This window comes from Achromobacter sp. (genome assembly GCF_050285585.1).
GTDB lineage: Bacteria > Pseudomonadota > Gammaproteobacteria > Burkholderiales > Burkholderiaceae_B > Achromobacter.
In genome coordinates, this window is sequence record NZ_JBLZXF010000021.1 from 64581 (window position 1) to 86549 (window position 21969).

Annotated in this window: 22 protein-coding genes; 7 read left to right on the top strand and 15 right to left on the bottom strand. The window is 68.4% G+C overall.

Annotation, left to right across the window (positions count from 1 at the left end):
• Nucleotides 1-112: 112 nt before the first annotated feature.
• Nucleotides 113-1078: a DUF3829 domain-containing protein gene (locus ACN6PJ_RS22465; RefSeq protein WP_427998018.1), complete on the bottom strand. Its 966-nt coding sequence runs from the start codon at nucleotides 1076-1078 to the stop codon at nucleotides 113-115.
• Nucleotides 1079-1233: 155 nt separating this feature from the next.
• A complete protein-coding gene (locus tag ACN6PJ_RS22470; protein ID WP_427998019.1) occupies nucleotides 1234-1788 on the bottom strand; it encodes a methylated-DNA--[protein]-cysteine S-methyltransferase in 555 nt (184 codons plus the stop codon).
• 147 nt (nucleotides 1789-1935) lie between these two features.
• Between ACN6PJ_RS22470 and ACN6PJ_RS22475 the strand changes: the two genes are divergently transcribed.
• Nucleotides 1936-3381: an AlkA N-terminal domain-containing protein gene (locus tag ACN6PJ_RS22475; RefSeq protein WP_427998020.1), complete on the top strand. Its 1446-nt coding sequence runs from the start codon at nucleotides 1936-1938 to the stop codon at nucleotides 3379-3381.
• A 13-nt stretch (nucleotides 3382-3394) separates the two neighbouring features.
• Here ACN6PJ_RS22475 and ACN6PJ_RS22480 read toward each other — a convergent pair whose 3' ends face one another.
• The 9 genes from ACN6PJ_RS22480 to ACN6PJ_RS22520 all read right to left on the bottom strand — a co-directional run bounded on the left by ACN6PJ_RS22480 (nucleotide 3395) and on the right by ACN6PJ_RS22520 (nucleotide 12876).
• Entirely contained in the window at nucleotides 3395-4300 is a 906-nt protein-coding gene (locus tag ACN6PJ_RS22480; RefSeq protein ID WP_427998021.1) for a LysR family transcriptional regulator, read from the bottom strand.
• Nucleotides 4301-4345: 45 nt separating this feature from the next.
• Nucleotides 4346-4828: a YajQ family cyclic di-GMP-binding protein gene (locus ACN6PJ_RS22485; RefSeq protein ID WP_427998022.1), complete on the bottom strand. Its 483-nt coding sequence runs from the start codon at nucleotides 4826-4828 to the stop codon at nucleotides 4346-4348.
• A gap of 69 nt (nucleotides 4829-4897) precedes the next feature.
• Nucleotides 4898-5686 carry a heme ABC transporter ATP-binding protein gene (locus ACN6PJ_RS22490; RefSeq protein ID WP_427998023.1) on the bottom strand — a complete coding sequence of 263 codons (789 nt, stop codon included), beginning with the start codon at nucleotides 5684-5686 and terminating at the stop codon, nucleotides 4898-4900.
• Nucleotides 5683-6636: a FecCD family ABC transporter permease gene (locus ACN6PJ_RS22495; RefSeq protein ID WP_427998050.1), complete on the bottom strand. Its 954-nt coding sequence runs from the start codon at nucleotides 6634-6636 to the stop codon at nucleotides 5683-5685. The genes ACN6PJ_RS22490 and ACN6PJ_RS22495 overlap by 4 nt, the downstream gene beginning before the upstream one ends.
• 43 nt (nucleotides 6637-6679) lie before the next feature.
• A complete protein-coding gene (locus ACN6PJ_RS22500; RefSeq protein WP_427998024.1) occupies nucleotides 6680-7513 on the bottom strand; it encodes a heme/hemin ABC transporter substrate-binding protein in 834 nt (277 codons plus the stop codon).
• A gap of 10 nt (nucleotides 7514-7523) precedes the next feature.
• Nucleotides 7524-8570, bottom strand: a complete 1047-nt coding sequence (locus ACN6PJ_RS22505) for a hemin-degrading factor (protein WP_427998025.1) — start codon at nucleotides 8568-8570, stop codon at nucleotides 7524-7526.
• Nucleotides 8571-8633: 63 nt separating this feature from the next.
• Nucleotides 8634-11252 (bottom strand): TonB-dependent hemoglobin/transferrin/lactoferrin family receptor, encoded by a 2619-nt coding sequence (locus ACN6PJ_RS22510; protein ID WP_427998026.1) that lies wholly within the window; start codon nucleotides 11250-11252, stop codon nucleotides 8634-8636.
• A gap of 122 nt (nucleotides 11253-11374) precedes the next feature.
• On the bottom strand, nucleotides 11375-12388 hold the full coding sequence (locus ACN6PJ_RS22515) for a FecR domain-containing protein (protein WP_427998027.1): 1014 nt from the start codon (nucleotides 12386-12388) through the stop codon (nucleotides 11375-11377).
• Nucleotides 12367-12876, bottom strand: a complete 510-nt coding sequence (locus ACN6PJ_RS22520) for a sigma-70 family RNA polymerase sigma factor (RefSeq protein ID WP_427998028.1) — start codon at nucleotides 12874-12876, stop codon at nucleotides 12367-12369. The genes ACN6PJ_RS22515 and ACN6PJ_RS22520 overlap by 22 nt, the downstream gene beginning before the upstream one ends.
• 156 nt (nucleotides 12877-13032) lie before the next feature.
• Between ACN6PJ_RS22520 and ACN6PJ_RS22525 the strand changes: the two genes are divergently transcribed.
• The 4 genes from ACN6PJ_RS22525 to ACN6PJ_RS22540 all read left to right on the top strand — a co-directional run bounded on the left by ACN6PJ_RS22525 (nucleotide 13033) and on the right by ACN6PJ_RS22540 (nucleotide 15764).
• Nucleotides 13033-13500, top strand: coding sequence for a CopD family protein (locus tag ACN6PJ_RS22525; RefSeq protein ID WP_427998029.1), 468 nt, complete (start codon nucleotides 13033-13035; stop codon nucleotides 13498-13500).
• A gap of 146 nt (nucleotides 13501-13646) precedes the next feature.
• Entirely contained in the window at nucleotides 13647-14507 is an 861-nt protein-coding gene (locus ACN6PJ_RS22530) for a hypothetical protein (protein ID WP_427998030.1), read from the top strand.
• Nucleotides 14508-14591: 84 nt separating this feature from the next.
• Entirely contained in the window at nucleotides 14592-15284 is a 693-nt protein-coding gene (locus tag ACN6PJ_RS22535; RefSeq protein WP_427998031.1) for a helix-turn-helix transcriptional regulator, read from the top strand.
• Between the two features lie 66 nt (nucleotides 15285-15350).
• Entirely contained in the window at nucleotides 15351-15764 is a 414-nt protein-coding gene (locus tag ACN6PJ_RS22540) for a VOC family protein (protein WP_427998032.1), read from the top strand.
• A gap of 28 nt (nucleotides 15765-15792) precedes the next feature.
• On the opposite strand, the gene ACN6PJ_RS22545 is transcribed toward ACN6PJ_RS22540, so the two are convergent.
• Nucleotides 15793-17199, bottom strand: a complete 1407-nt coding sequence (locus ACN6PJ_RS22545) for an amino acid permease (protein ID WP_427998033.1) — start codon at nucleotides 17197-17199, stop codon at nucleotides 15793-15795.
• Between the two features lie 80 nt (nucleotides 17200-17279).
• Nucleotides 17280-18530 (bottom strand): kynureninase, encoded by a 1251-nt coding sequence (gene kynU, locus ACN6PJ_RS22550; protein ID WP_427998034.1) that lies wholly within the window; start codon nucleotides 18528-18530, stop codon nucleotides 17280-17282.
• Nucleotides 18531-18666: 136 nt separating this feature from the next.
• Here kynU and ACN6PJ_RS22555 point away from each other — a divergent pair, with 136 nt between their 5' ends.
• Entirely contained in the window at nucleotides 18667-19140 is a 474-nt protein-coding gene (locus ACN6PJ_RS22555; RefSeq protein WP_427998035.1) for an Lrp/AsnC family transcriptional regulator, read from the top strand.
• Nucleotides 19141-19152: 12 nt separating this feature from the next.
• Here the strand turns inward: ACN6PJ_RS22555 and trhA are convergent, their stop codons facing one another.
• Nucleotides 19153-19782: a PAQR family membrane homeostasis protein TrhA gene (gene trhA, locus ACN6PJ_RS22560; RefSeq protein WP_427998051.1), complete on the bottom strand. Its 630-nt coding sequence runs from the start codon at nucleotides 19780-19782 to the stop codon at nucleotides 19153-19155.
• 88 nt (nucleotides 19783-19870) lie between these two features.
• A complete protein-coding gene (locus ACN6PJ_RS22565) occupies nucleotides 19871-20956 on the bottom strand; it encodes a P1 family peptidase (RefSeq protein WP_427998036.1) in 1086 nt (361 codons plus the stop codon).
• A gap of 194 nt (nucleotides 20957-21150) precedes the next feature.
• On the opposite strand from ACN6PJ_RS22565, the gene ACN6PJ_RS22570 reads away from it, so the two are divergent.
• On the top strand, nucleotides 21151-21933 hold the full coding sequence (locus ACN6PJ_RS22570) for an amino acid ABC transporter substrate-binding protein (RefSeq protein WP_427998037.1): 783 nt from the start codon (nucleotides 21151-21153) through the stop codon (nucleotides 21931-21933).
• Nucleotides 21934-21969 lie beyond the last annotated feature (36 nt).

The window sequence follows — 21969 nt, forward strand, 5'->3', positions numbered from 1 at the left end:
CTTTTACCTGGAGTTGAAGATGGCGCGTCCTCGCGCAAAAGAACGGCGCCCGCAAGGGGCGCCGTTTCGGTTGCGAAGGCGGAGGGGCAAGACCGCCGCGGGCCCGGCTCGATCAGCAGCGGCCCACGTTCAGATTGGAAATCAGGTTGTTGAAGTCCTGGCGCAGGCTGTGGGCATCCTCCACGATCGTGGGGCGCATCATCTTGAACGCGCCCGTGCGCTCGGCATCTTCCTTGTAGCGGCCGTTGTTCGTGTTCTCCAGCACCTTGCGGCCCGAGGCCAGGAAGCTGTTGACCTGCATCATCGTGCCGCTGCAGCCCTTGGGATCGGCCTCGCGCGTCTTCTTGTCGAAGCCCAGGGCCATTTCATTCATCTTGTCCAGCTCTTGCTTGAAGGCGTCCTGGTCGGCGCCCAGGCCCGTGCCGTCGAAGATGCCCGACGCCCGGTCCATGGTGGACTTGCCGTAATAGACGAGGCCGGCGCGGTAGTAGGCCACCGAGCCCTTCTCGGCCTTCTCGAAGGCTTCCTTGGTGTTGGCCGTGTCCTTCACGGAAATGCCGCGATAGAAGGCGCTTTCCGCCTTGACGGCGTCGGTCAGCGCCGCGACGTAGGCGGGACTCTTCTCGCGCGCCAGCGCGCCGCCGTCCGACAGGAAGGTCTTGGCCGCGGAGTAGTTCTGCAACTCGTTGCTCAGCGGCGCCAATTTGCCCAGCGCATCCGAGAACGCCTTGGCGGGCGCGTCGATCTCGGGAATCGGCGCCTTCATCGCCAGCGCGTTGTCGAGCTTTTCCTTGGTGCGCAGGATGGCGGAATCGTTGCTGATCACGAAGTCCTTGATGGGCTTTCCTTCCTTCAGCTTCGGCGCCGCATAGGCCTGGTAGCGGTCCAGCGCTTCCTCGAAGGACGTGCTGATGCCGTTGGCGGCATCGACGTACTGGTTGTACTTGATGATCTCGGCCTGAGCGGTGGTCGGCTCGGCCGCCTTCGCCTCCTTCTTGGCGCTATCGTCGCCGCACGCGGCGAGCGCCAGCGTGACGGCCAGAACGGCGGACATGCGCAAGGGGCGCGACATAAGCATTTTCATTTCCTGTTGCGGGTTGCTATGAGGGGACGCATGATATGCCCGCCCGATGCCTGACTCGCTACAAAGTCATTCAACCCTGTCACAAGAATTTTCAATTCGCGACCGGCTGCGAAAAACGCGCTCGCCCGCGCCCGTCGGCGCCGGGCGGCTCATGCCGCCTCGGCGTCGGCAAGGCGCCGCGCGCGCCACCGATCTTCGTGATCCAGCAGCCAGCGCTTGCGATGCAGGCCGCCGCCATAGCCGGTCAGGGAGGCATCGGCGCCCACCACGCGATGGCAGGGCACGACGATGCCGATGGGGTTCGCGCCGTTGGCCAGTCCCACAGCGCGCACCGCCTTGGGACGCGCGATGCGGTCCGCAAGCCCGCCATACGTGATGGGCTCGCCGCCCGCGATGCCCCGCAGCGCCCGCCATACCTGGCGCTGGAAATCGGTGCCGCCGGTAGCCACCTCCAGGGAGTCGATCGCATGGACCTCGCCATCGAAATATGCCTCGAGCGCGCGCCGGGCGGGCGAGGCCTGCGCGGCGTCGCGCAGTTCGATGGCCTGCTTGCGGTATTGCGTGCGCAGCAGCCTGTGCATGCGCGTCTCGAAATCCTCCCAATCCACCGCGCGCAGGCGCCGCCGGTCGTCGCTGAGGATCAGCATCCGGCCGATGGGCGTGGACACCCGTTCCAGGAAGAATATCTGGGTTGGAATGGACATGGCGGCGGCTCCGGCTGTGACATCGACCTGCGCAATATAGACCCGGCCGCGGTGTGCCGCTGGCGGTTTTCGGACAGGAATGCGTCCGGCACAACATTGTCCGAAAACCGCTAGATCCCATGAACCCGCCGGCGTTAGCATCAACGCATGGACCTGAACCACGACGCCTGCTACAGCGCCATCCAAGTGCGCGACGCCCGTTACGACGGCCGTTTCTTCACCGCCGTCAAGACCACGCGCATCTATTGCCGGCCGGTCTGCCCGGCGCGCACGCCGCTCTCGAAGAACGTCACGTTCTACACGACGGCGGCCGCGGCGCAAGAGGCGGGCTACCATCCCTGCCTGCGCTGCCGGCCCGAAACCGCGCCGGCGCTCGGCCCCGGGCACGAGCTGCCCGACAGCGTGTCGCGCGCGCTGCAGCTGATCGAACTGGGCGCGCTGGACGAAGACGGCGTGGACGCGCTGGCGCAGCGCCTGGGCGTGGGCGAACGCCAGTTGCGGCGCCTGTTCCGCCAGCATCTGGGCGCCTCGCCCGTGGCCGTCGCCCAGACGCGGCGCGTGCTGCTCGCCAAGCAGCTGATCCATGAAAGCCGCCTGCCCATGGCGGAGATCGCCTTCGCCTCGGGCTTCGGCAGCATCCGCCGCTTCAACGAGATCTTCCACGACCTCTTCGGGCGCGCGCCGGGCGCGCTGCGCCGCTCCGCGAAACCAGAGGTGTCCGCCCAGCAGGAAGGGGAGATCAAGCTGCTGCTGCGCTACCGTCCTCCCTACGATTGGAGCGCCATGCTGGACTTCCTGCGGCTGCGGGCCATTCCCGGCATCGAACGGGTCACGGACGACACTTATGCGCGCACGATCGGCCTGGACGGCCACCAGGGCACCGTGACGGTGCGGCCGGGCGCGGGCGACGCGCTGCAGGCCGTCGTGCGCTTTCCAAGGCTGCAGGCCTTGCCCGCCATCATCGCCCGCCTGCGCCGCGTGTTCGACCTGGCCAGCGACCCGGTCGCCATCGCCGCGCAGTTTTCCAGCGATCCGGTCCTGACGTCGCTGATCCGGGCCAGGCCGGGGCTGCGCGTGCCGGGCGCATGGGATGGCTTCGAGTTGGCGATGCGCGCGGTGCTGGGCCAGCAGATCACCGTTGCCGCCGCGATCCGCCTGGCCGGCAAGCTGGTCGCCGCGCACGGCGCCCCCATGGCGCAACCCGACGGCAGCCTGACGCATGTCTTTCCGCTGGCCGAAGCCGTCGCCGGCGCGGAACTGGCTTCCCTGGGCATGCCGCGCAGCCGCGCCGCGACGCTGTCGGCGGTGGCCGCGGCGGCGGTCGCCGACAGGCATCTGTTCGACGCCGGCAGCGGGCTGGCCGAATCCGTGCTGCGCTTGCGGGCGATCCGCGGCATCGGGGAATGGACGGCGCAGTACATCGCCCTGCGCCAATTGCGCGAGCCGGACGCCTTCCCAGCGGCCGACATCGGGTTGATCCGCGCGCTGGAGCGCCTGGAGTCCCGCGAGTACACGCCCGCTCAATTGCTGGCCCGCGCAGAGGCCTGGCGGCCCTGGCGCGCCTATGCCGCGCAGCACCTGTGGACAGCCTGAGCCGGGGCCCCGGTCACCACTGGCCTTCCGCGCCTTTCTGGAAGTACCCGACGAGGAAATCCACGAACACGCGCACCTTGATGGAAAGGTGGTGCCGTTCCGGAAAGACGGCGTAGATGTCGGCCTGCGGCAAGGCATAGTCCTCGAGCACCCGCACCAGCCGGCCGCTGCGCAGATAGCGCGCCAGATCCCACTCGGCGCGCTGCAGGATGCCCAGGCCCGCCAGCCCCCACGTCAGCGTGACCTCGCCGTCGTTGCTGCTGAGGCTGCCCCGCACCTTCACGGTTTCGCTGCGCCGTCCCTTGGTGAAGCGCCACAGCCCGTAGGCCGCCTCGTTCTGCCGGAGCACGATGCATTGGTGACGGGCCAGGTCGTGCGGCGCGGCCGGCACGCCATGGGCTTTCAGGTAGCCCGGCGAGGCGCAGACCAGGCGCCGGTTGGGCGCGATCTTGCGGGCGATCAGGCGCGTGTCCGGCAAATCGCCAAAACGCACGGCCACGTCGAAGGCGTCCTGCACGAAATCCGCCGGACTGTCGGTCAATTGCAGCTGCAGCGATACCTCGGGATACTTTTGGGCGAATTCCGCGATGGCGGGCGCGATGTAGCTGCGGCCGAATCCCAGCGGAGCGTTGACCTTCAGAAGGCCGCGAGGACTGGCCTGGCGGCTGGCGATCAGCTGGTCCAGGTCCTCGATTTCGTCCAGGATGCGGCGGGCGCTCTCCAGGTAGACCTCGCCTTCGGCCGTCAGGCTGAGCCGCCGCGTGCTGCGGTTGACCAGCCGCACGCCCAGGCGCGCCTCGATCTGGGCCAGCCGCTTGCTGACCGCGGCCGGCGTAACGCCCAGTTCGCGCGCCGCCGCGGACATGCCGCCGGCGCGCGCCAGCTCGACGATCAGCAGCAGTTCGCTGGAATGTCCCATGAATGGAACCGGTCTCGGGCGGGGCGCGCCGGATATTTTCCGGTATCAGTCGCGGAAATTCTCGAACTGCAGGGGCAGGTCCACGTCGGTTTTCTTCAGCAGCGCGATGGCCGCCTGCAGGTCGTCGCGCTTCTTGCCGCTGATGCGCAGCTTGTCGCCGTTGATCTGCGATTCCACCTTGAGCTTGGCGTTCTTGATGGCGGCGATGAGCTTCTTGGCCACCGGCTGCTCGATGCCTTGCTTGATGGTGACTTTCTGGCGCGCGCCGCCCAGGTTCTCCAGGGGATCGGCCACGTCCAGGCAGCGCACGTCGATGCCGCGGGCCGACAGGCGGCCGCGCAGGATGTCCAGCATCTGCTTGAGCTGGAACGCGCTGGACGCGACCTGCGTCACGACGAAGCCTTCCAGTTCGAACTTCGCGTCGGTGCCCTTGAAGTCGAAGCGGGTGGACAGTTCGCGGTTGGCCTGGTCGACGGCGTTGGTGAGTTCGTGTTTGTCGACTTCGGAGACGACGTCAAAAGTAGGCATGACACGGAGTCCTGTGCAATGGTGGGTGAAAAATGCGTTCCCGCCATTTTACCGGCGCCGCGCCCCGCGTCACGCCATGACTACCAGCAGGCGCCCCGCCTGCAGCGGATGAGCGATGACCTGCGCGTCGATTCCATACGCCAGGTACAGATTGCCGGGCGTCAGGACCTCTGCCGGCGTGCCCGCGGCGATGGCCCTTCCCCCGCACAGCAGCAACAGGCGGTCGCACCAGCGCGCGGCCAGGTTCATGTCGTGCAGGATGACCAGTACGCCGGTATCGCCCGCATGCGCCAGTTCCGCCGCCGCCCGCAGCAGATCGCCCTGGTGCTTGGGGTCCAGGCTGGCGGTGGGTTCGTCCAGCAACAGGTAGCGCGGCTCGCGCGGGGCGCGCGCCGCGTTGCATTGCACCAGCACGCGGGCGAACTGCACGCGCTGCTGCTCGCCGCCCGACAATTCGGGATAGCGCCGGGCCCGCAGGTGTTTCACGTCCGCCTGCCCCAGCGCCTGCTCCACCAGGCCGTCCACGGCGGCCGGCGACAGCTCCGGGAACGGGTAGGCGCCCATCGCCACCACCTCGCGCACGTCCAGGTCGAAGGTAAGCCCGGGCTTCTGCGGCAGCACCGCGCGGCGCCGCGCCTGTTCTCGATGCGGCAACTGCGCCAGATCGGCGTCTCCGAGCGTCACGCGGCCGCCCTCGGGCGCCAATTCGGAGGACAGCGCGCCCAGCAGCGTGGACTTGCCCGCGCCGTTGGCTCCCAGCAGGCCCACGACCTCCCCCGGGCGCAGCGCCAGCGACACCTGTTCGAGAATGCGGCTGCCTCCGCGCGCCAATGTCAGGTTCTCGGCGGCCAGCATCATCCATGCCTCCTTCCGCGCGCCAGCAGCCACAGGAAAAACGGCCCTCCCACCAGACTGGTGACCAGCCCGATCGGCAACTCGGCCGGAACGACCGCGACCCGCGACAGCCAGTCCGCCAGCGCCAGGGCCAGCGCCCCGCCGAGCACGCAGGCAGGCAGCAGCCAGCGATGGTTGGCGCCCAGCGTCATGCGCACCAGGTGCGGCACCACCAGGCCCACGAACGCAATGCCGCCCGTGGCCGCTACCAGCGGCCCCACGATCAGGGCGCACGCCAGCACCAGCCTGGCGCGCACCCGCTTGAGCGCATAGCCCAGGTGCTGCGCCTCGCGCTCGCCCAGCAGCAAGGCATTCATCACGCGCCATTGGCCCATGAGCCACAACGACATCAGCAGGATCCACGGCCCCAGGAACGCCAGCAGCGTCCAGTTCGCGCCCGCCAGGCTGCCCATGCTCCAGAATGTCAGGTCGCGCAGCTGGGCATCGTTGGCGACGAAGGTGAACAGGCCGATCATGGCGCCTGCCACCGCGTTGATCGCGATGCCGGCCAATAGCAGGCCCGCCACGCCCGGCACCCGCCGGCCGAGGGCGTAGGCGCAGAAGGTCGCGAGCAGGCTGCCGGCGAAGGCCGCGGGCGCCAGGATCCAGAAGCCGCCCGAGGTCAGGACGATGGCCCCGACCGCCCCCAGCGCGCCTCCTGCCGAAATGCCGATCAGGCCCGGTTCCGCCAGCGGGTTGCGGAACAGCGCCTGCATGGACGCGCCCGAAATGGCCAGGGCCGCGCCCGCGACCAGCGCGAACAGCACGCGCGGCAGCCGGATGTCGATCAGCACGTTGCGCCAGAGTTCGCTGCCGGGGTCCGGGGTTCCCCACAGCAGCGAGGGCAGCTCGCGCAGCGGGATCCGGACCGCCCCGCTGCTGCTGGCGGCCAGCGCCACGGCCACCACGACCATGCCCAGCAGCAGCAGGGCCAGCGGCGGCTTCACGCGCCCGGCGCTAGCGCGCCATCGCACCGGCGGCCTCGCGCTTGAGTTCGGTCAGCGCCTGCGGCAGGCGCGGGCCCATGCCCAGCAATAGCAGATCGTCCATGACGATCACGCGTTGGCGGGCGGCGGCCGGCGTGGAGGCGATGCCCGGCATGGCCAGCAGTTTCTCCGTTCCGCCGCTGGCTTCGAGCGAAGTCTTCGTCACCACGATCACGTCCGGGGCCAACGCGCTGACGGCCTCGGCGGAGACCGGCTTGTAGCCCTGCTGGTCCTTGAGCACGTTGACCAGGCCCGCCATCGCCATCACTTCGTTGGCGGCGGTACCGCGCCCGGCGCCCTGCAGGGCCCCCGTGCGGTTGATCAGCAGGATGGCGCGCGCCCGGGTGACGGGTATCGCCTCGACCTGCTTGAGCTCGCCCGCGATGCGCTCCACCATGCGCTCGCCTTCCGGCGCCACGCCCAGCGCATCCGCCACGTTGCGGATGCGCGCCTTGAGCGAGTCGACGGACGGCGAATCCGGCACCGTCACCACCCGCACGCCGACCTCGCCCAGCCGCTTGAGCGCGTCGGGCGGACCGGCCTGTTCGGATGCCAGCACCAGGTCGGGCTTCAGCGCCAGCACGCCCTCCACCGGCACCGAGCGGTAATAACCGACCCGCGGCAGCCGGGTCGCCGCCTCGGGGTAGAGGCTGGACAGATCGTCCCCCACCAGGCGCTCGCCCTGCCCCAGTTGATAGACGATCTCGGTCACGCTGCCGCCCAGCGTCACGACCCGTTCGGGCGGCGCCGCGTGCGCGGCAACGGCCGCCATCCATCCGATTGCCATCGCCAGCCATGTCTTCATCGCATCGTCCTCATGCGGCCAGCGGCGCGCTGCACAGGCTGGCCATCAGTTCGCGCCACTGCGTCAGTTCCGGTTTGCCGGGTTTGCGTTCGCCGAAGAACTGCGCGATGAGTTCGCCCGTGGCGGAATACAGTTCCAGCGAGGTGACCCAGCCATCGGAGGTGGGCTTGTTCACCACCCAGGCCGACGCGATCGCCGTCGTGTCCAGGTGCAGGTTGAATGTCGGATCCAGCACGTTGTACCAAGGGCCGGTGCGGCGCAACTGCCGCACCGGGCCGGTATGGATCTGGATCATGCCGCGGTTGCCTACGAAACACATGATGGACAGGCCCGATTGCGCCGCCGATTCCAGCATGCGTTCGACGGATTCCGCGGGCACCGGCTGCGCCAGGTCCTCGCCCGCGGCGGCCAGCGCCGCCAGCCGCGATACCTTGAACTTGCGCAGCAGCGGGAAGAACTCATGGGTGTCCTGCATGGCCAGCCAGGCTTCGCGCCACTGCGCGCTGTCCTCGACGCGGTCCGCGTCGGCGGCCGGGGCATAGGGCGCGGTCTCGGGCCATGCGGCCTCGCCCGCGAACTTCGCCACCAGCGCGTCGTAGGCGGCGGCGTCGGTGGCGTCGGTACGGTAGACCTTGTGCACGGCCACGCCCGCGCCGTCGAAGAACTGCAGGCTGTGGCGGCCGTCCTGCTCGACGGCCCAGGCCGACTTCCAGGCGGTGAAGAACACCCGCAGGTCGATATCCGGCCCCAGCACCAGGCCGACGGGCCCTTCGGCCTGGATGTCCTCGTACACGCCATGCCGCTCGTGCACACACCAGTCGTTGCGCGTAAGCGCCATGACTTCGCCCAGCGTGCCAAGCTCGCGGAAGATTTCCTGCGGCGTGCCGCGCAGGGCGGTGGCCTTCACGCCGCCGCAGCCCGCCGCCACCCATTCGGCTTCGGAAACACCCAGCGCCTGCGCAAGGTTACGGGCGCGCAGCCCGGGTTGCGAGGCGGCCAGCGCCTCGTTGCGGGCGCGCAGCGCTTGCGCGCGGGACGAAAAATCGGTGTTGCTCATGGTGGGCCCTCCGGCCGTTCAAACGGGTTGCGAAAGCCGCCGCCGGCCGGCGGCGGCGCGGGTTCAATACTGGTATGTCAGTGAGACGCGGACGCTGCGCCCCGGTTCCGTGTACCAATCGACCGGACGCGGTATCGCGGTGGCGCCGGCGGTCGGCACATTGATGGCCTCCCAGTATTTCTTGTCGAACAGGTTGAAAACGCCTGCCTGCACCTGCAATCCCTTCACCGCCGCGGGACGCCAATAGCCCATCAGGTCCACCACGCCGTAGCCCGGCGCCTGGAAATCGGGATTGCGCGCCTCGGGAGTGGCGTCGGGGTACTCGACCTTGTTGCGTTGCAGCGCGGTGGTCAGCATTGCGTCCACGCCCCATACGTCGCGGCTGTAGCCCACCCCCAGCACCGCTTTCAGCGGCGCCACGGAGTTCAGGTACTGCCCCGTGCTTTCATCCTTGCCCACGGCCCAGGCCAGCGAGCCCCACGTGCGCCAGCCCGGCGAGAACTTCCAGTGCGCGCTCGCCTCCGCGCCGTAGATGCGCACCTTGGCCCGGTTCACGGTCCCGGTCACGCCCAGGGGGTACTGGCCCGCCCATCCCGGCTGCCATTGCGGCGAGCCCGCATTCAGCGGCACATCGCCGTCGATGAAATTCTGGTAGCGGTTGTCGAAGAACGATATCGCGCCCCCCAGCGCGTCCGACCCCATCTTGGCCCCCAGCTCCCAGCCCTTGCTGGTTTCGGGCTTCAGGTAGGGATTGCCCACGCGCAGGTAGGTGCCCGGGCCGCCGTAGTTGGTGTAGAGCTGGGTCGGGCTGGGCGCCTTGAAGCCGTAGGCGTATTGCGCGTAGAAGCTCAGCTCGTCCCGGGCCTTCCACGTGGCGAGCAGCTTGGGCGAGAAACGGCTGCCGCCATTGGACGGGGGCAGGCCGCCCGCATTCGGATTGCTCTCGTAGCTGGCGGTGGATTGCGGCTTCTGTTCGTAGTGATCGTAGCGCAGCGCCGGCATGATCGTGTAGCGGCCGTCTGCGAAGCTGAATTCGTCCTGCACCCACAAGGCCCACTGGCGGCCCTTGGATTGCGGCACGTCGGCCTGATTGGTGTGCAGCATGTCGCATGCGCGCGGGCCGAACGGCGCGGGCGTGCCCGGGCGGATCGCGGGGCAGTTGTCGTAGCCGCTGGAATTCTGCTCGGTCTTGTTCCCGTACCACTCGCCGCCGACCGTCCACAACTGCGACACGGCCCCGCCGCCCAGGCGCTTGGTCAGTTCCGTGTTCGCGCCGAACAGTGTCTGCTGGATCGAGTTGCTGCGGCCGTAGGGGCCGCTGGGGAAGCCGTAGCGGAAGGGATCCCTGGGAATGATGTAGGCGCGGGAATCGACGCCGCGGATGCCGCGTTGCGAACTGTCGAGCCGCAGGCGCTGCCAATAGACGACGGCGGTGGCCGTATCGATGAGGCCGCCTTCGCCGGGCGCCCTGTAGGCGTAATCGAACGACACGCGCTCGCGTTCGGTTTCCTTGCGCGTGCCGTTCTCGCCATAGAGATAGCTGGTGCCGGCGCCCTGCTCGAACATGCTGTCGATGTCGGCATTGCGCTTGAAGTATTCGCCCGTCAGCCCGAAACGGTGGCCGCCTTCGACGCGCTGCTGCAATTTCAGCAGGAAGCTGCGCTGGTCATAGTCTTCCGGGCTGGGCTCGCTGCGCGCCGGGCCATAGCCGCCGACGTCGCCCCGGTTGTCCAGCGCATGGCCGTTGCGCAGCCCCGCCTGCACCAGCCAGAACGTGTTGTCGCGGATCTGGCCCGCCAGCGCCGCGTTGGCGCCCCAGCTGCTGTCGGCCGAATCGTAGTCGGTCTTGGCCAGCGCGCCGAAGGCCCTGCCGTCGCCGAGCAGGTCCGACGGTTCCAGCGTGTACAGGTCGGCGATGCCGGAGATCGCGCCCGAGCCGCCGCCGCTGGCGTCCGCGCCGCGCACGATGTCCAGCCGCGACAGGCTGTTGAAATCCACGGCCTCCAGCCCGCCCTTCACGCCGCGCGCGCCGTCGTCCAGCCATGGCAGGCGGATGCCGTCCACGCGTGTCAGCACGCGGTCCTGGTCCAGACCGCGTATGTTGATGCTGTTGTTCTGCCGGTTGAAGCTCACGCCGGGCTCGGCCCGCTTGCCCAGATCGCTCCAGTTCCGGATCTGCAGATCGTCCAGGCGCTTGCGGTCGGTGGTGGTTTCCCAGGCGGGCGCGCTGACGGCGCCATCGCCTTCCACCTTGACGGGCGCAAGCTGCGTCACGCCGGCGGACGCCCGCGACTCCAGGACGAAGACCCGGGAGCTGCGTTCCCGCACGCCCAATCCGCTGCCCTCCAGCAAGCGCGAAAAGCCTTCACTCACGGAATAGACTCCGGCGAGCCCCGCCGTGCGGCGCTGCCCCACCAGCGCGGCGTCGAACAGCACGGTCACGCCCGCGCTGTCCGCGAAGCGCGGCAGGGCCTCGGCCAGCGGGCCCGCGGGGATGCGATAGCTGCGGGCCTGCGCCTGCTCCGAAGCCTGTGCCCATACGCCCGACGCCGGCAGCACGACGCCCGCAAGGGCGGTAAGGGCGAACGCCGCATGCACGGACGCGGCAAGTCGGGTCAGCAGGCATTGCGCGCCTCGGGCGGGTCGGGAGCCGCTTGCGCGGCCGGCGGGAAGGTAAGCCATGGTCGTCCTTTCGATCCAAAAGGTGTCGGCATTCGTTTGCCTATACAGACCATGACCCGCGTGGATTCCAAATCGGACAGCTTTGACGAAAGAATTTTCGATGCGGCCATTTCCGGCCGGCTTCAGGCATCGGCCGCGGCGCGCGGCCCGATGGTCACCCAGTACGGCGTGCGGTAGCGCACCTGCACCGGCAAGGTCGCCGGCAAGGCAGCCAGGACCGCGTCCGTGTCGCGCAGCTGGAAAGCGCCCGAGATCCTCAGGTGCGCCACCGCCGGATCGCAGCGCAGGATGCCCGGCCGGTAGCGGTCGAGTTCGGCGGCGAACGCGTCCAGGCGCATGCGGCTGGCGTACAGGACTCCGCGCAGCCAGTCGCTGGCGTGCGGATCCGCGGGCGACGCCGGCGACATGCCCGCTTCCGTGAGGCTGCCCTGCTCTCCCGCCGACAGGCCGAGGGCGCTGCCGGAATGTGCCTGGCGGCTTATCCGGACCTGCCCTTCCTGCACACTGACCTGGCAGGACTCTCCCTGTTGCCGCACGCAGAAGCGCGATGCCTGGGCCTCGATATCGCCCAGGCGCGTGCGCACCACGAACGGCCGGGGATGCGCGGCGGTGTCGGCCACGGCGTGCACGGCGATCTCTCCGGAGCGCAGCCGCAGCATGCGGGCGGTGGCGCTGAACATGACGTCCACGGCGCTGCCTGTATTCATGCGCAGCGTGGAGCCGTCGGCCAGCGCCACGTCGCGGCGTTCCCCCGCCGCGCTGCGGTAGTCGGCGCCCCAGTCCAGGGGATCGGCGCGCCAAGCGGCCCAGGCGGCCGGGCCGGCAGCCACCAGGGCCGCCAGCGCCTTCAGCGCGGCGCGGCGGTTCTTGAGCGCCGGCCGGTTCAGAGTGGCCATGCCGAGGGCCGGCGGGATCAGTCCGAAGCGTTCGTTCACGCGCTGCGCGCGCTGCCAGGCATGTTCATGCTCGGCCTTGCTGGCGCGCCACTGGTCGCAGGCCCGCCGGTCGGCCTCGGTGGCGCGGCCCGAACCCAGGCGCATCAGCCAGCGCGCGGCTTCGCGCGCCACGCCGCGTTCCACGGCGGGCAGCTCGGCGCCGGCGTCGGGCGCGGCGCTCAGATCGCCGCCATGATGCATTGTTCGAATCCCCTGGCGATATAGCGGTGCACAGAGCGCAGCGATACGTTGAGCCTGGCCGCGATCTCGCCGTGGCTCAGACCCTCCAGTTGCGCCATCAGGAAGGCCTGGCGCGCGCGCAGCGGCAGGCCCGCCAGCATCTCGTCGATCTCCTGCAGCGCTTCCAGGATGATCAGGCGCTGTTCCGCCGAGGGCGCCAACGGTTCGGGCATCAGGGCCAGGGCTTCCAGGTAGGCCTGCTCCACCGACCGGCGCCGGTGGTGGTTCATGAGCAGGCGCTTGGCGATGGTGGTGAGGTAGGCGCGCGGCTCGCGCAGCGCATCCAGTTCATGGCGATGCCGCAACACCCGCAGAAAGGTGTCCTGCGCCAGATCGGCCGCGTCGAAGGCATTCCCCAGCTTGGCGCGCAGCCAGCTATGCAGCCAGCCGTGATGCGCGCGATACAGAAGATGGACGGCGTCGCTCGAAGCGAGCACGGGATTCGGCACGACAGGCTCCTGGACTCTTTACTACAAATAGAAATCAATCTCATTCTAAATGCAAAACCCTGATCCAGGTCAAGCCCGCGCGCCGCGCATTGACGGGGATATCATGGGGACAGGTTTCGCCGCCCCGGCGGCCCTTCCCAGGAGGCGGGTTTCCCCATGCTCTACAGCGCGCTCAAGTTCGTCCATCTCATGGCCGTGATCCTCTGGGTCGGCGGCATGCTGTTCGCCCACTGTTTCCTGCGCCCCGCAGCCGCCCGGCTGGAACCGCCGGTCCGCCTGCCCCTCATGGCGTCGGTGCTGGGGCCCTTCCTGAACGCCGTGCTGGCGGCCATCGTGCTCATCCTGCTGTCGGGCGCGGCGATGATCGGCCAGGAAGCCTCGCAGGCCGCGCAGACCGGCGGCGCCTTCTTCATGCCGCGCAGCTGGACCTTCATGGCCGCCGGGGGGCTCGTCATGATGGCCATCTACGCCTACATCCGCTTCGTTCTCTACCCGCGGCTGAACGCGGCCGTCCTGAAATCCGACTGGCCGGCGGGCGGCCAGGCCATGGGCGGCGTGCGGCGCTGGGTGGGCGTGAACCTGCTGCTGGGCATCGCCATCATCGCCATCGTCTTCCTGGGCTAGGCGGATATCGGCCGGCGCCGGGCTGCCATCGGGCATGCGGCGGCTGGTACCGGAATTCTTTTGCCTGGTGCAATACGCGGTACATCCTCGGTCGCCACACTGGGGAGGGATGCCTCTCGCGGGCCTCCACAACAAAAGGAATCTCCATGATCAAGCGCGTCTTCCAACTGGCCGCCCTCGGCCTGTTCGCCACTTCGTTCGCCGCGCGGGCCGCGGCGCCCATCGACAACAGCGCGCTGGAGCAGCCGGGATTCCGCGAGCACAAGGCCACCTACGGCGTGGTCTACCGGCTGCCCCAGGAAGTCAACGCCGTGCTGGACGCCAGGATCAACGGCACGCTCAAGGCCGACCTGCTCAAGCTGGGCCTGAAGACCGAAGCCGAAACGCCCAACATGCCGCACGTGACGGTCGTGCACATCCACAGCGCCGATCCGGCCACGCCCGCGCGCATGCTGAAGGCGCTGCCCAAGCCGCCGTCCCCGCTGCAGGTCACCTTGAAGAATTTCTACCCCACCGAGGCCGCCAAGGGCGCGGGCCGTCCCTGGTGGCTGGACCTGGGCGTGGTCAAGAGCGGCCAGGGCTTCGAGGACATGATGCGCTACAACACCATGGCCACCGCGGCCCTGGCGCCCTTGCGCGACGGCCCGCTGCCGCGCGTGACCGGCCCCGTCTACGCCAAGATGGGCGACGCGGGCAAGAACCTTGTCCGCACCCAGGGAGTCAGCGGCGTGAACGTCATGCAGGACGGCAAGGAAGTGCGCGCGCACAATCCGCACACCACGCTGGTCTACAGCATGGCGCCCTACGACGCGCGCTTGCAGGACGCCATGAAGCAGGAGGCCGACAAGTTCAATGCCGTGCTGCCCGAGGGCATCGCCGCCACCTTCAAGGAAGTGTCCATCGTCGAGATCGGCTTCGCCGGCAACGTGGTTCGCGAGATCTACCGCATCAGCCTGGAAGACGGCTCGGTGCTCGACGTGGCCACGGGCAGGAAGGCCGGGACCTGAGCCCCGGGAGCGGCCGCGGCGGCGATACCGGATGCTGCCATTTCATGGCAGCATTACGTAATCGCCAGCCTTCCGCTCCTCCCCATGTCCCGAACCGAAAGACTGCTCGGCCTGCTGCAGACCTTGCGCTGCCATCGCCGCCCGGTCAGCGGGCGCCAGTTGGCCGCCGATCTGGGCGTCAGCATCCGCACGCTGTACCGCGACATCGCCACCCTGCAATCGCAGGGCGCCGAGATCGAGGGCGAGCCGGGCCTGGGCTACGTCCTGCGTCCCGGTTTCATGCTGCCGCCGCTGATGTTCAGCACCGAGGAAATCGAAGCCCTGGTGCTGGGCACCCGCTGGGTGGCGGACCGCTCCGATCCCCGGCTCGGGCAGGCCGCGCGCAATGCGCTGGCCAAGATCGGCGCCGTGCTGCCCGCGGAACTGCGCGACGGGCTGGACGCCATTCCCCTGCTGGTCGGCCCCAGCGCGGTCACCGTGGTCGACCGCGTGGACCTGTCGCTCATCCGCCAGGCCATCCGCAACGAACAGAAAATCGACATCACCTACCGGGACGACAATGGCGCCGACTCCGCGCGCGTGATCTGGCCGTTCGCGCTGGGCTTTTTCGACAGCGTGCGCATCGTGATGGCCTGGTGCGAACTGCGCCAGGACTTCCGCCATTTCCGCACCGACCGCATCGCCACGCTGGTGCCCGGCGCGCGCTATCCCCGGCGCCGGCACGCGCTGCTGAAAGCGTGGCGCGCGATCAATCGCGAGCCCCGGAAATCCGCTTGATGGCTACTGCCAAAAACTGACAGCACCCCTGTCTAAGATGAGCGCGTCACCTTTCAGGAGCGCATCATGTCCGACACCAATTTCGTCATTCTCTACGTTGACAAGCCGGCGGCCAGCGCCGCGTTCTACAGCGCGCTGCTGCAGCGCCCGCCCGTCGAAAGCTCCCCCACCTTCGCCTTGTTCGCGCTGGACTCCGGGCTGATGCTGGGCCTGTGGTCGCGCCACACCGTCGAACCCGCGGCCGCCGGTCGGGGCGGCGCGTCCGAACTGGCGTTCACCGTTCCCGACCCGGATTCGCTGGACCGCCGCCACGTGGACTGGAGCCTGCGCGGCCTGCCCATCCTCCAGCCTCCCACCGACATGGATTTCGGCCGCACGTTCGTGGCCCTGGATCCCGACGGCCACCGGCTGCGCGTTTTCTCGCCGGCCCCGCAGGAAGCTCCCGCCGAACAGCGCGCCTCCGGCCTGGCCAGCGCCTGAAGCCTCCTCTTTCCCCCTGGCCGCCCGCTCAGGAACGCTGCTGGCGGGCGGCCAGGGCCGCGGGCTCGGCGCGCTTGCGCAGCAGCAGTCCGTAGGCGGCCGCCAGGATCAGCAGAAAGGGCACGCCGAACACCAGGGTCATCTTGAACACGCTGGTGAAATAGGTGGTCGCCAGAATCGCCAGCATGGCGGCCGCGCCCAGCAGCGTCAGCGCCGGGAAGCCCGGCATCCGGAACGACAGCGGCGCGCCGCCGTCGCGCGCCCAGCGGCGCCGGAAGAAGTAATGCGTCACGAAGATCATCATCCACGTGAACAGCGCGCCGAACATCGAAATCGCCATCATCAGGGCGAAGGCGGTCTCGGGATACAGCACGTTCAGAACGGCGGCGATGCCGATCCCGCTAGTGGACAGCAGCAGCGCGTTCAGCGGCGTGCCGCTGCGCGTGAGGCGGCCCAGCGCGGACGGCGCATGGCCGGCGCGCGACAGGCTGAACATCATGCGCGTCGTGATGTACAGCTGGCTGTTCATCGCCGACAGCGCCGCCACCAGCACGATGAAATTGATCACGTCCGCCGCGCCCGGGATGCCCAGCGCCTGCATCACCTTCACGAAAGGGCTGCCGCCCTTGCCCGCCTCGTCCCAGGGCACGATGGCCAGGATCAGCGCCAGCGTCAGCAGGTAGAACACCACCAGGCGGACGATGGTGGCCCGGAACGCCTGCTTGACCGCGCGCTCCGGATCCTCGGCCTCGCCCGCCGCCACCGCGATCATCTCCACGCTCAGATAGCTGAAGATCGAGATCACCACGGCGATCCACATGCCCCAGACGCCGTTCGGGAAGAATCCGCCGTGCGAGGTGTACTGCGCCGTGCCGTACTGAGGGCTGCCCCGGACCACATAGGCGCCCAGGACGATGAAGGCCACGATGGCGCTGACCTTGATCGTCGAAAACCAGTATTCCACCGTGCCGAACGCCTTGACGCTCATCGCGTTGATGAAGATCAGCGCGGCGGAAAACAGGCAGACCCACTGCCAGCCCGGCACGTCCGGAAACCAGAGTTTCATGTACTCCGCCACGGCGGTGACTTCGGTGCCCACCGCCAGCACCACGCAGGACCAGTATGCGTATCGCACCAGAAAGCCGGCCAGCGGACCGATGTAGTGCTCGGCGTAGGCGCCGAAGGAGCCCGAGGTGGAATGCGCCACCGTCATCTCCGCCAGGCAGCCCATGAGCAGCAGCGTGATCAGGCCGCCGATGGCGTAGCTGATGATTACGCTGGGCCCGGCGAAGCCGATGGCGAATTTGCTGCCCAGGAAAAGCCCCGTGCCGATGGCCCCGCCAATGGCGATCATGCTCATCTGGCCGGAGGTCAAGCGCCGCTTGAGTCCCTGTTCGCGTTCGGCTATCCGGCCGAACCCCTGTTGTTGCCGCATTGTCTCCTCCTTGTACTGCGCTCTCTTGCTGGATACAGGGCCGCTCGGGCCCGCGCTGGGATCTGCTGGCGCCCGAGGGGTCAGGTCACGGCGGCGCGCTGCCTGAATTCCGGCTTGTCCCAGGCGCGCGTGTCCAGCACGTCCTTCAGGATATCGACGGCGTCCCACACGTCGGCGTAGCCGAAGTACAGCGGCGTCAGGCCGAAACGCAGCACCTCGGGCTCGCGGTAATCGCCGATGACGCCGCGCGCGATCAGCGCCTGCATCACTTCGAAGCCGTTCGGGTGGCGGAAACTGACGTGGCTGCCGCGTTCGGCGTGATTGCGCGGGGTCACCAGCGTCAGGGGATGGCCCGCGCAACGCTGCTCGACCAGCGAAATGAACAGGTCGCCCAGCGCCAGCGACTTCTTGCGCACCTCGGCCATGTCGGCCGCGTGCGCCACGTCCAGACCGCACTCCACCAGCGACAGCGACACGATGGGCTGCGTGCCGCACAGGTAGCGGCGGATGCCGCCCGCGGGCTCGTAGGCCACGGCCATGTCGAATGGCCGCGTGTGGCCCCACCAGCCGGACAGCGGCTGCCAGAAGTCCTTGGTGTGGCGCGGCGCCACCCAGATGAAGGCCGGCGAGCCCGGGCCGCCGTTCAAATACTTATAGGTGCAGCCCACGGCGAAGTCGGCGTCGGCCCCGTTCAGGTCCACCGGCACGGCGCCCGCGGCGTGCGCCAGGTCCCAGATGGCCAGCGCGCCGCGTTCGTGCGCCAACGCGGTCACCGCGGCCATGTCGTGCATCTGCCCGCTGCGGTAGTTCACGTGCGACAGCAGCATCGCCGCCACGGAATCGTCCAGCGCGGCCTCCAGCGGCAGGGCGTCGTCGATCAGGCGCATTTCGTAGCCCTGCTGCAGCAGGTCTATCATCCCCTGGATCATGTAGAGGTCAGTGGGGAAGTTGTCGCGTTCGGACAGGATGACGCGGCGCGAGGGCTGCTTCTGCTGCTGGATGCGCAGCGCGGCGGCCAGTGCCTTGAAAATGTTCAGCGACGTCGTGTCCGTGATGACCAGCTCGCCATCGCGCGCGCCCAGCAGACTGCCCAGCTTGTCGCCCAGGCGGGCGGGCAGGTCGAACCAGCCGGCCGTGTTCCAGCTGCGGATGAGGCCCGAGCCCCATTCCTGGCCGATGACGGCGGCGGCGCGGGCGGCGGCGGCCTTGGGCAGCACCCCCAACGAATTGCCGTCCATGTAAAGCACGCCCGGCGGCAGGTCGAATTGGTCTTTCAAGGGCGCCAGGGGATCCTGGCGGTCGGCGTTCACGCAGTCGTCACGGGTTTTCATCGCGGCTCCATCGGGCAATTTTCTGATAAATACTAGCAGCGCCGGCGGGCTGATATATTGCAAATCCGGGCGCGGATTACCCTAGGTTTCCGCATTAGGTTGCATAGAACGGATTTTTTTGAAATTGGATTGCGCCATGCAAATCGACGCCATAGACCAGCGGATCCTCTACCGCCTGCAGGAGAACGGCCACCTCAGCAACCAGGACCTTGCGGAACAGGTGGCGCTGTCGCCATCGGCCTGCCTGAGGCGCGTGCGCGCGCTGGAAGAAGCCGGGCTGATCCGGGGCTACCGCGCCGTGCTGGACGCCGAAAAGCTGGGCTTCGAACTGGAAGCCATCGTCCACGTGTCGCTGGACCAGTCGCGCCCGGGCTGGCATGAGGAATTCCTGGCCGGCATCGCGCTGCATGACGAGATCACCGAAGCCAGCATCGTGACGGGCGCGTCCAACTACATACTGGCGGTGCGCACCCGCAACCTGGCGGCGTTCTCGCAATTCGTGGAAGACAAGCTCAGCAAGATCCCGGGCGTGCGCGACCTGTGCTCGCATATCGTCATGCGCAAGGTAAAAAGCCGCGGCGGCATGCTGCCGCTGGGCGGCTGGCGCTAGGGCCTGTTCATCCTAAATCGAGCCGAGGCGCAGGAAGCCGAACACGGTCACGAAATGGCAGGCGGTGCCGCCCATGACGAACAGGTGCCAGATGCCGTGGGCGTGCCGCCAGCGCTTGCCGTTCACGTAGAACAGCGTGCCCGCGGTATAGACTCCCGCGCCCGCCAGCAACCAGGTCAGCCCGGCCGAGGACAGGGCGCCGGCGATCGGCGCGGCGAACATCACGCCGAGCCAGCCCATCGCCAGGTAGAGCGGCAAGGCGGGAGCGGCGCCGCGCGCCCACCACAACTCGCGGCCGATGCCGACCGCGGCAAGCACCCAGATGGCCACGCCCATGGCGGCGCCCCAGCCGTGCTCCACAGGCCCGAACGCCAAAGGCGTGTAGGTGCCGGCGATCAACAGGTAGATCGCGCAATGGTCGGCCTTCGCCCATATCGCCTTGCGGCGGCCGCGCGACCAATGGAACAGCACCGACGATGCGTACACGGCGATCATCGAGGCGGCGAACACGGCGCAGCCGACGAGCTGCCGCGTGTCCACGTTCAGCTCGGCCGCCCGGGCAATCAAGGCGCCCGACGCGGTCACGGCCAGCGCCAGGCCGGCCAGATGCGTCGCGCCGTTGAGTCGTTCGCCTTCGTACATGCGCCCTCCGCCCTCCGGCCATGCGCCGGCGCCTCCCATCATGGACGCTTTCCATGACAGTCCCGGGTCAGCGAGGCGGCGGGCGCAATCAGGCGATGAAGTCCACGGCGGCCGGATAGCCTTCCAGCGCGCGCGCCGACAGGATGGCGCGCTGCACGGCGATCGCCATGGCCTCGGCCGCCATCACGCCCAGCAGCATGACGTTGGCGTTCTTGCCCGACGCCCCCGTGCCCAGCGCGAAGATGGTGTCGCCATCGAGCATGGTGTGGATCGGGTTGATCGCGCGGGCCAGGCCGTCGTGCGCCATGCCCGCGATCTTCTGCGCTTGCGCCTTGGTCAGCCGGGCGTCGGTCGCGACCGCGCCGATCGTGGTTGCCGCCCCCGCCCGCATCGACTTGGGCAGATCGCCGGCCAGAACGGCGGCGCGGGTGTCCAGCAGCATGTTGCCGTCGGCCGTGCGCGCGCCGGCCAGGATGCGGCCGCTGGAGGGATCCAGCACATCGCCCACGGCATTGACGGCCACGATGGCCCCGACGGTCACGCCCGCGACGGTCAGCGACGCGGTGCCCAGGCCGCCCTTCATGGCGCGTTTGGGCCCATACAGCTTGCCTACCGTGGCGCCCGCCCCCGCGCCGACGTTGCCTTCCTCGGGCGCGTCGGCCGTGGCCGACTTGCAGGCCTGGTAGCCCGCGGCCGCATCGGGCCGGATCGACGCGTCGCCCACGCCCAGGTCGAACAGGATGGCCGAGGGCACGATGGGCACGTGCGCGACGCCCACGTCGAAGCCGATCTTCTTTTCCTCCAGGTAGCGCATGACGCCGGACGCGGCGTCCAGGCCGAACGCGCTGCCGCCGGCCAGCATGATGGCGTGCACCTTGTCCACCATGTTCATGGGATTGAGCAGATCGGTTTCGCGCGTGCCCGGCGCGGCGCCGCGCACGTCGACCCCGCCCGTCGCGCCGGCTTCGGCGATGATGACCGTGCAGCCCGTCGGGCGGCGCGTATCCGTGTAGTGCCCCACGCGCAGGCCCGCCACGTCCGTGATGCTGCCTCCGCCCGGCATCCGCCGCGGCCCGTTGGCGCCGTGGACCGGCATTGCGCCGGCCGCCGCGGCCCCCGCGGCCGCCACCATGAAAGCCCGCCTGTTCCATCGCTGTTCCACACCGATCTCCATCAAGGTCCCGCATGAATGAACCCGGGCCGGACCGCGCCAGGGCGAGAGTGACGCCATATGACTTGCCGCTATATTTTTACTATTCCTTATGCTTTGTGGAAAAATAGGTGCGTTGTTAGAGTGCGGCTACGCCGGAGGGCATCGCAGGCCCACATGCTCTCCACAGTGATATCTGCCATCCGTGGAGCATCGCCATGAAACTCTTTCGTACGCTGTTTGCCGCCGGCCTCATCCAGGTCGCCGCGCTGTCCGCCGCCCATGCCCAATCCGGCCTGGAGCAAATCAAATCGGCGGGCGTGTTCAAGATCGGCACCGAAGGCACCTACGCCCCCTTCACCTTCCACGACGCGTCCGGCCAGCTTACCGGTTTCGACGTGGACATAGGCCGCGCCATCGCCGAACGGCTGGGCGTGAAGGCCCAGTTCGTCGAGGGCAAATGGGACGGGCTGATCGCCGGGCTGGACGCCAAGCGCTACGACGCCGTGATCAACCAGGTGGGCATCACCGACGCGCGCCGCGCCAAGTATGACTTTTCCGATCCGTACATTTCATCGGCCGCGGTGCTGATCGTGCGCGACGACAACACCAGCATCAAGTCCTTCGACGACCTGAAAGGCAAGAAGTCCGCCAACACGCTGACCAGCAATTTCGGCAAGCTGGCGCAGAGCCACGGCGCGGAAGTCGTCGCCGTGCAAGGCTTCAACGAAGCCATCGACCTGCTCACCTCGGGCCGGGTCGAGGCCACCGTGAACGACAATCTCTCGTTCCTCGACTTCAAGAAGCAGAAGCCGAACGCCAAGGTCAAGATCGCCGCCACCGACAAAACGGCCGAATTCAGCAACTCGGGCGTGCTGATCCGCAAGGGCAATCCCGAGCTGCAGGCCGCCATCAACAAGGCGCTGGCCGACATCAAGGCGGACGGCACCTACAAGACCATCTCGGTCAAGTACTTCGGCACGGACCTGTCGGCGCAATAAGCGGCTGGAGACCCCATGACGCCACCTTCCTGGCTG

Coding starts and splice junctions, on each gene's coding strand:
- ACN6PJ_RS22485 (WP_427998022.1), bottom strand. CDS start 4,828: ATGCCTACTTTTGACGTCGTCTCCGAAGTCGACAAACACGAACTCACC.
- ACN6PJ_RS22565 (WP_427998036.1), bottom strand. CDS start 20,956: ATGGAGATCGGTGTGGAACAGCGATGGAACAGGCGGGCTTTCATGGTG.
- ACN6PJ_RS22490 (WP_427998023.1), bottom strand. CDS start 5,686: ATGATGCTGGCCGCCGAGAACCTGACATTGGCGCGCGGAGGCAGCCGC.
- ACN6PJ_RS22530 (WP_427998030.1), top strand. CDS start 13,647: ATGATCAAGCGCGTCTTCCAACTGGCCGCCCTCGGCCTGTTCGCCACT.
- ACN6PJ_RS22465 (WP_427998018.1), bottom strand. CDS start 1,078: ATGCTTATGTCGCGCCCCTTGCGCATGTCCGCCGTTCTGGCCGTCACG.
- ACN6PJ_RS22470 (WP_427998019.1), bottom strand. CDS start 1,788: ATGTCCATTCCAACCCAGATATTCTTCCTGGAACGGGTGTCCACGCCC.
- ACN6PJ_RS22535 (WP_427998031.1), top strand. CDS start 14,592: ATGTCCCGAACCGAAAGACTGCTCGGCCTGCTGCAGACCTTGCGCTGC.
- ACN6PJ_RS22555 (WP_427998035.1), top strand. CDS start 18,667: ATGCAAATCGACGCCATAGACCAGCGGATCCTCTACCGCCTGCAGGAG.
- kynU (WP_427998034.1), bottom strand. CDS start 18,530: ATGAAAACCCGTGACGACTGCGTGAACGCCGACCGCCAGGATCCCCTG.
- ACN6PJ_RS22510 (WP_427998026.1), bottom strand. CDS start 11,252: ATGGCTTACCTTCCCGCCGGCCGCGCAAGCGGCTCCCGACCCGCCCGA.
- ACN6PJ_RS22480 (WP_427998021.1), bottom strand. CDS start 4,300: ATGGGACATTCCAGCGAACTGCTGCTGATCGTCGAGCTGGCGCGCGCC.
- ACN6PJ_RS22525 (WP_427998029.1), top strand. CDS start 13,033: ATGCTCTACAGCGCGCTCAAGTTCGTCCATCTCATGGCCGTGATCCTC.
- ACN6PJ_RS22500 (WP_427998024.1), bottom strand. CDS start 7,513: ATGAAGACATGGCTGGCGATGGCAATCGGATGGATGGCGGCCGTTGCC.
- ACN6PJ_RS22540 (WP_427998032.1), top strand. CDS start 15,351: ATGTCCGACACCAATTTCGTCATTCTCTACGTTGACAAGCCGGCGGCC.
- ACN6PJ_RS22495 (WP_427998050.1), bottom strand. CDS start 6,636: ATGGTCGTGGTGGCCGTGGCGCTGGCCGCCAGCAGCAGCGGGGCGGTC.
- trhA (WP_427998051.1), bottom strand. CDS start 19,782: ATGTACGAAGGCGAACGACTCAACGGCGCGACGCATCTGGCCGGCCTG.
- ACN6PJ_RS22545 (WP_427998033.1), bottom strand. CDS start 17,199: ATGCGGCAACAACAGGGGTTCGGCCGGATAGCCGAACGCGAACAGGGA.
- ACN6PJ_RS22570 (WP_427998037.1), top strand. CDS start 21,151: ATGAAACTCTTTCGTACGCTGTTTGCCGCCGGCCTCATCCAGGTCGCC.
- ACN6PJ_RS22515 (WP_427998027.1), bottom strand. CDS start 12,388: ATGCATCATGGCGGCGATCTGAGCGCCGCGCCCGACGCCGGCGCCGAG.
- ACN6PJ_RS22475 (WP_427998020.1), top strand. CDS start 1,936: ATGGACCTGAACCACGACGCCTGCTACAGCGCCATCCAAGTGCGCGAC.
- ACN6PJ_RS22505 (WP_427998025.1), bottom strand. CDS start 8,570: ATGAGCAACACCGATTTTTCGTCCCGCGCGCAAGCGCTGCGCGCCCGC.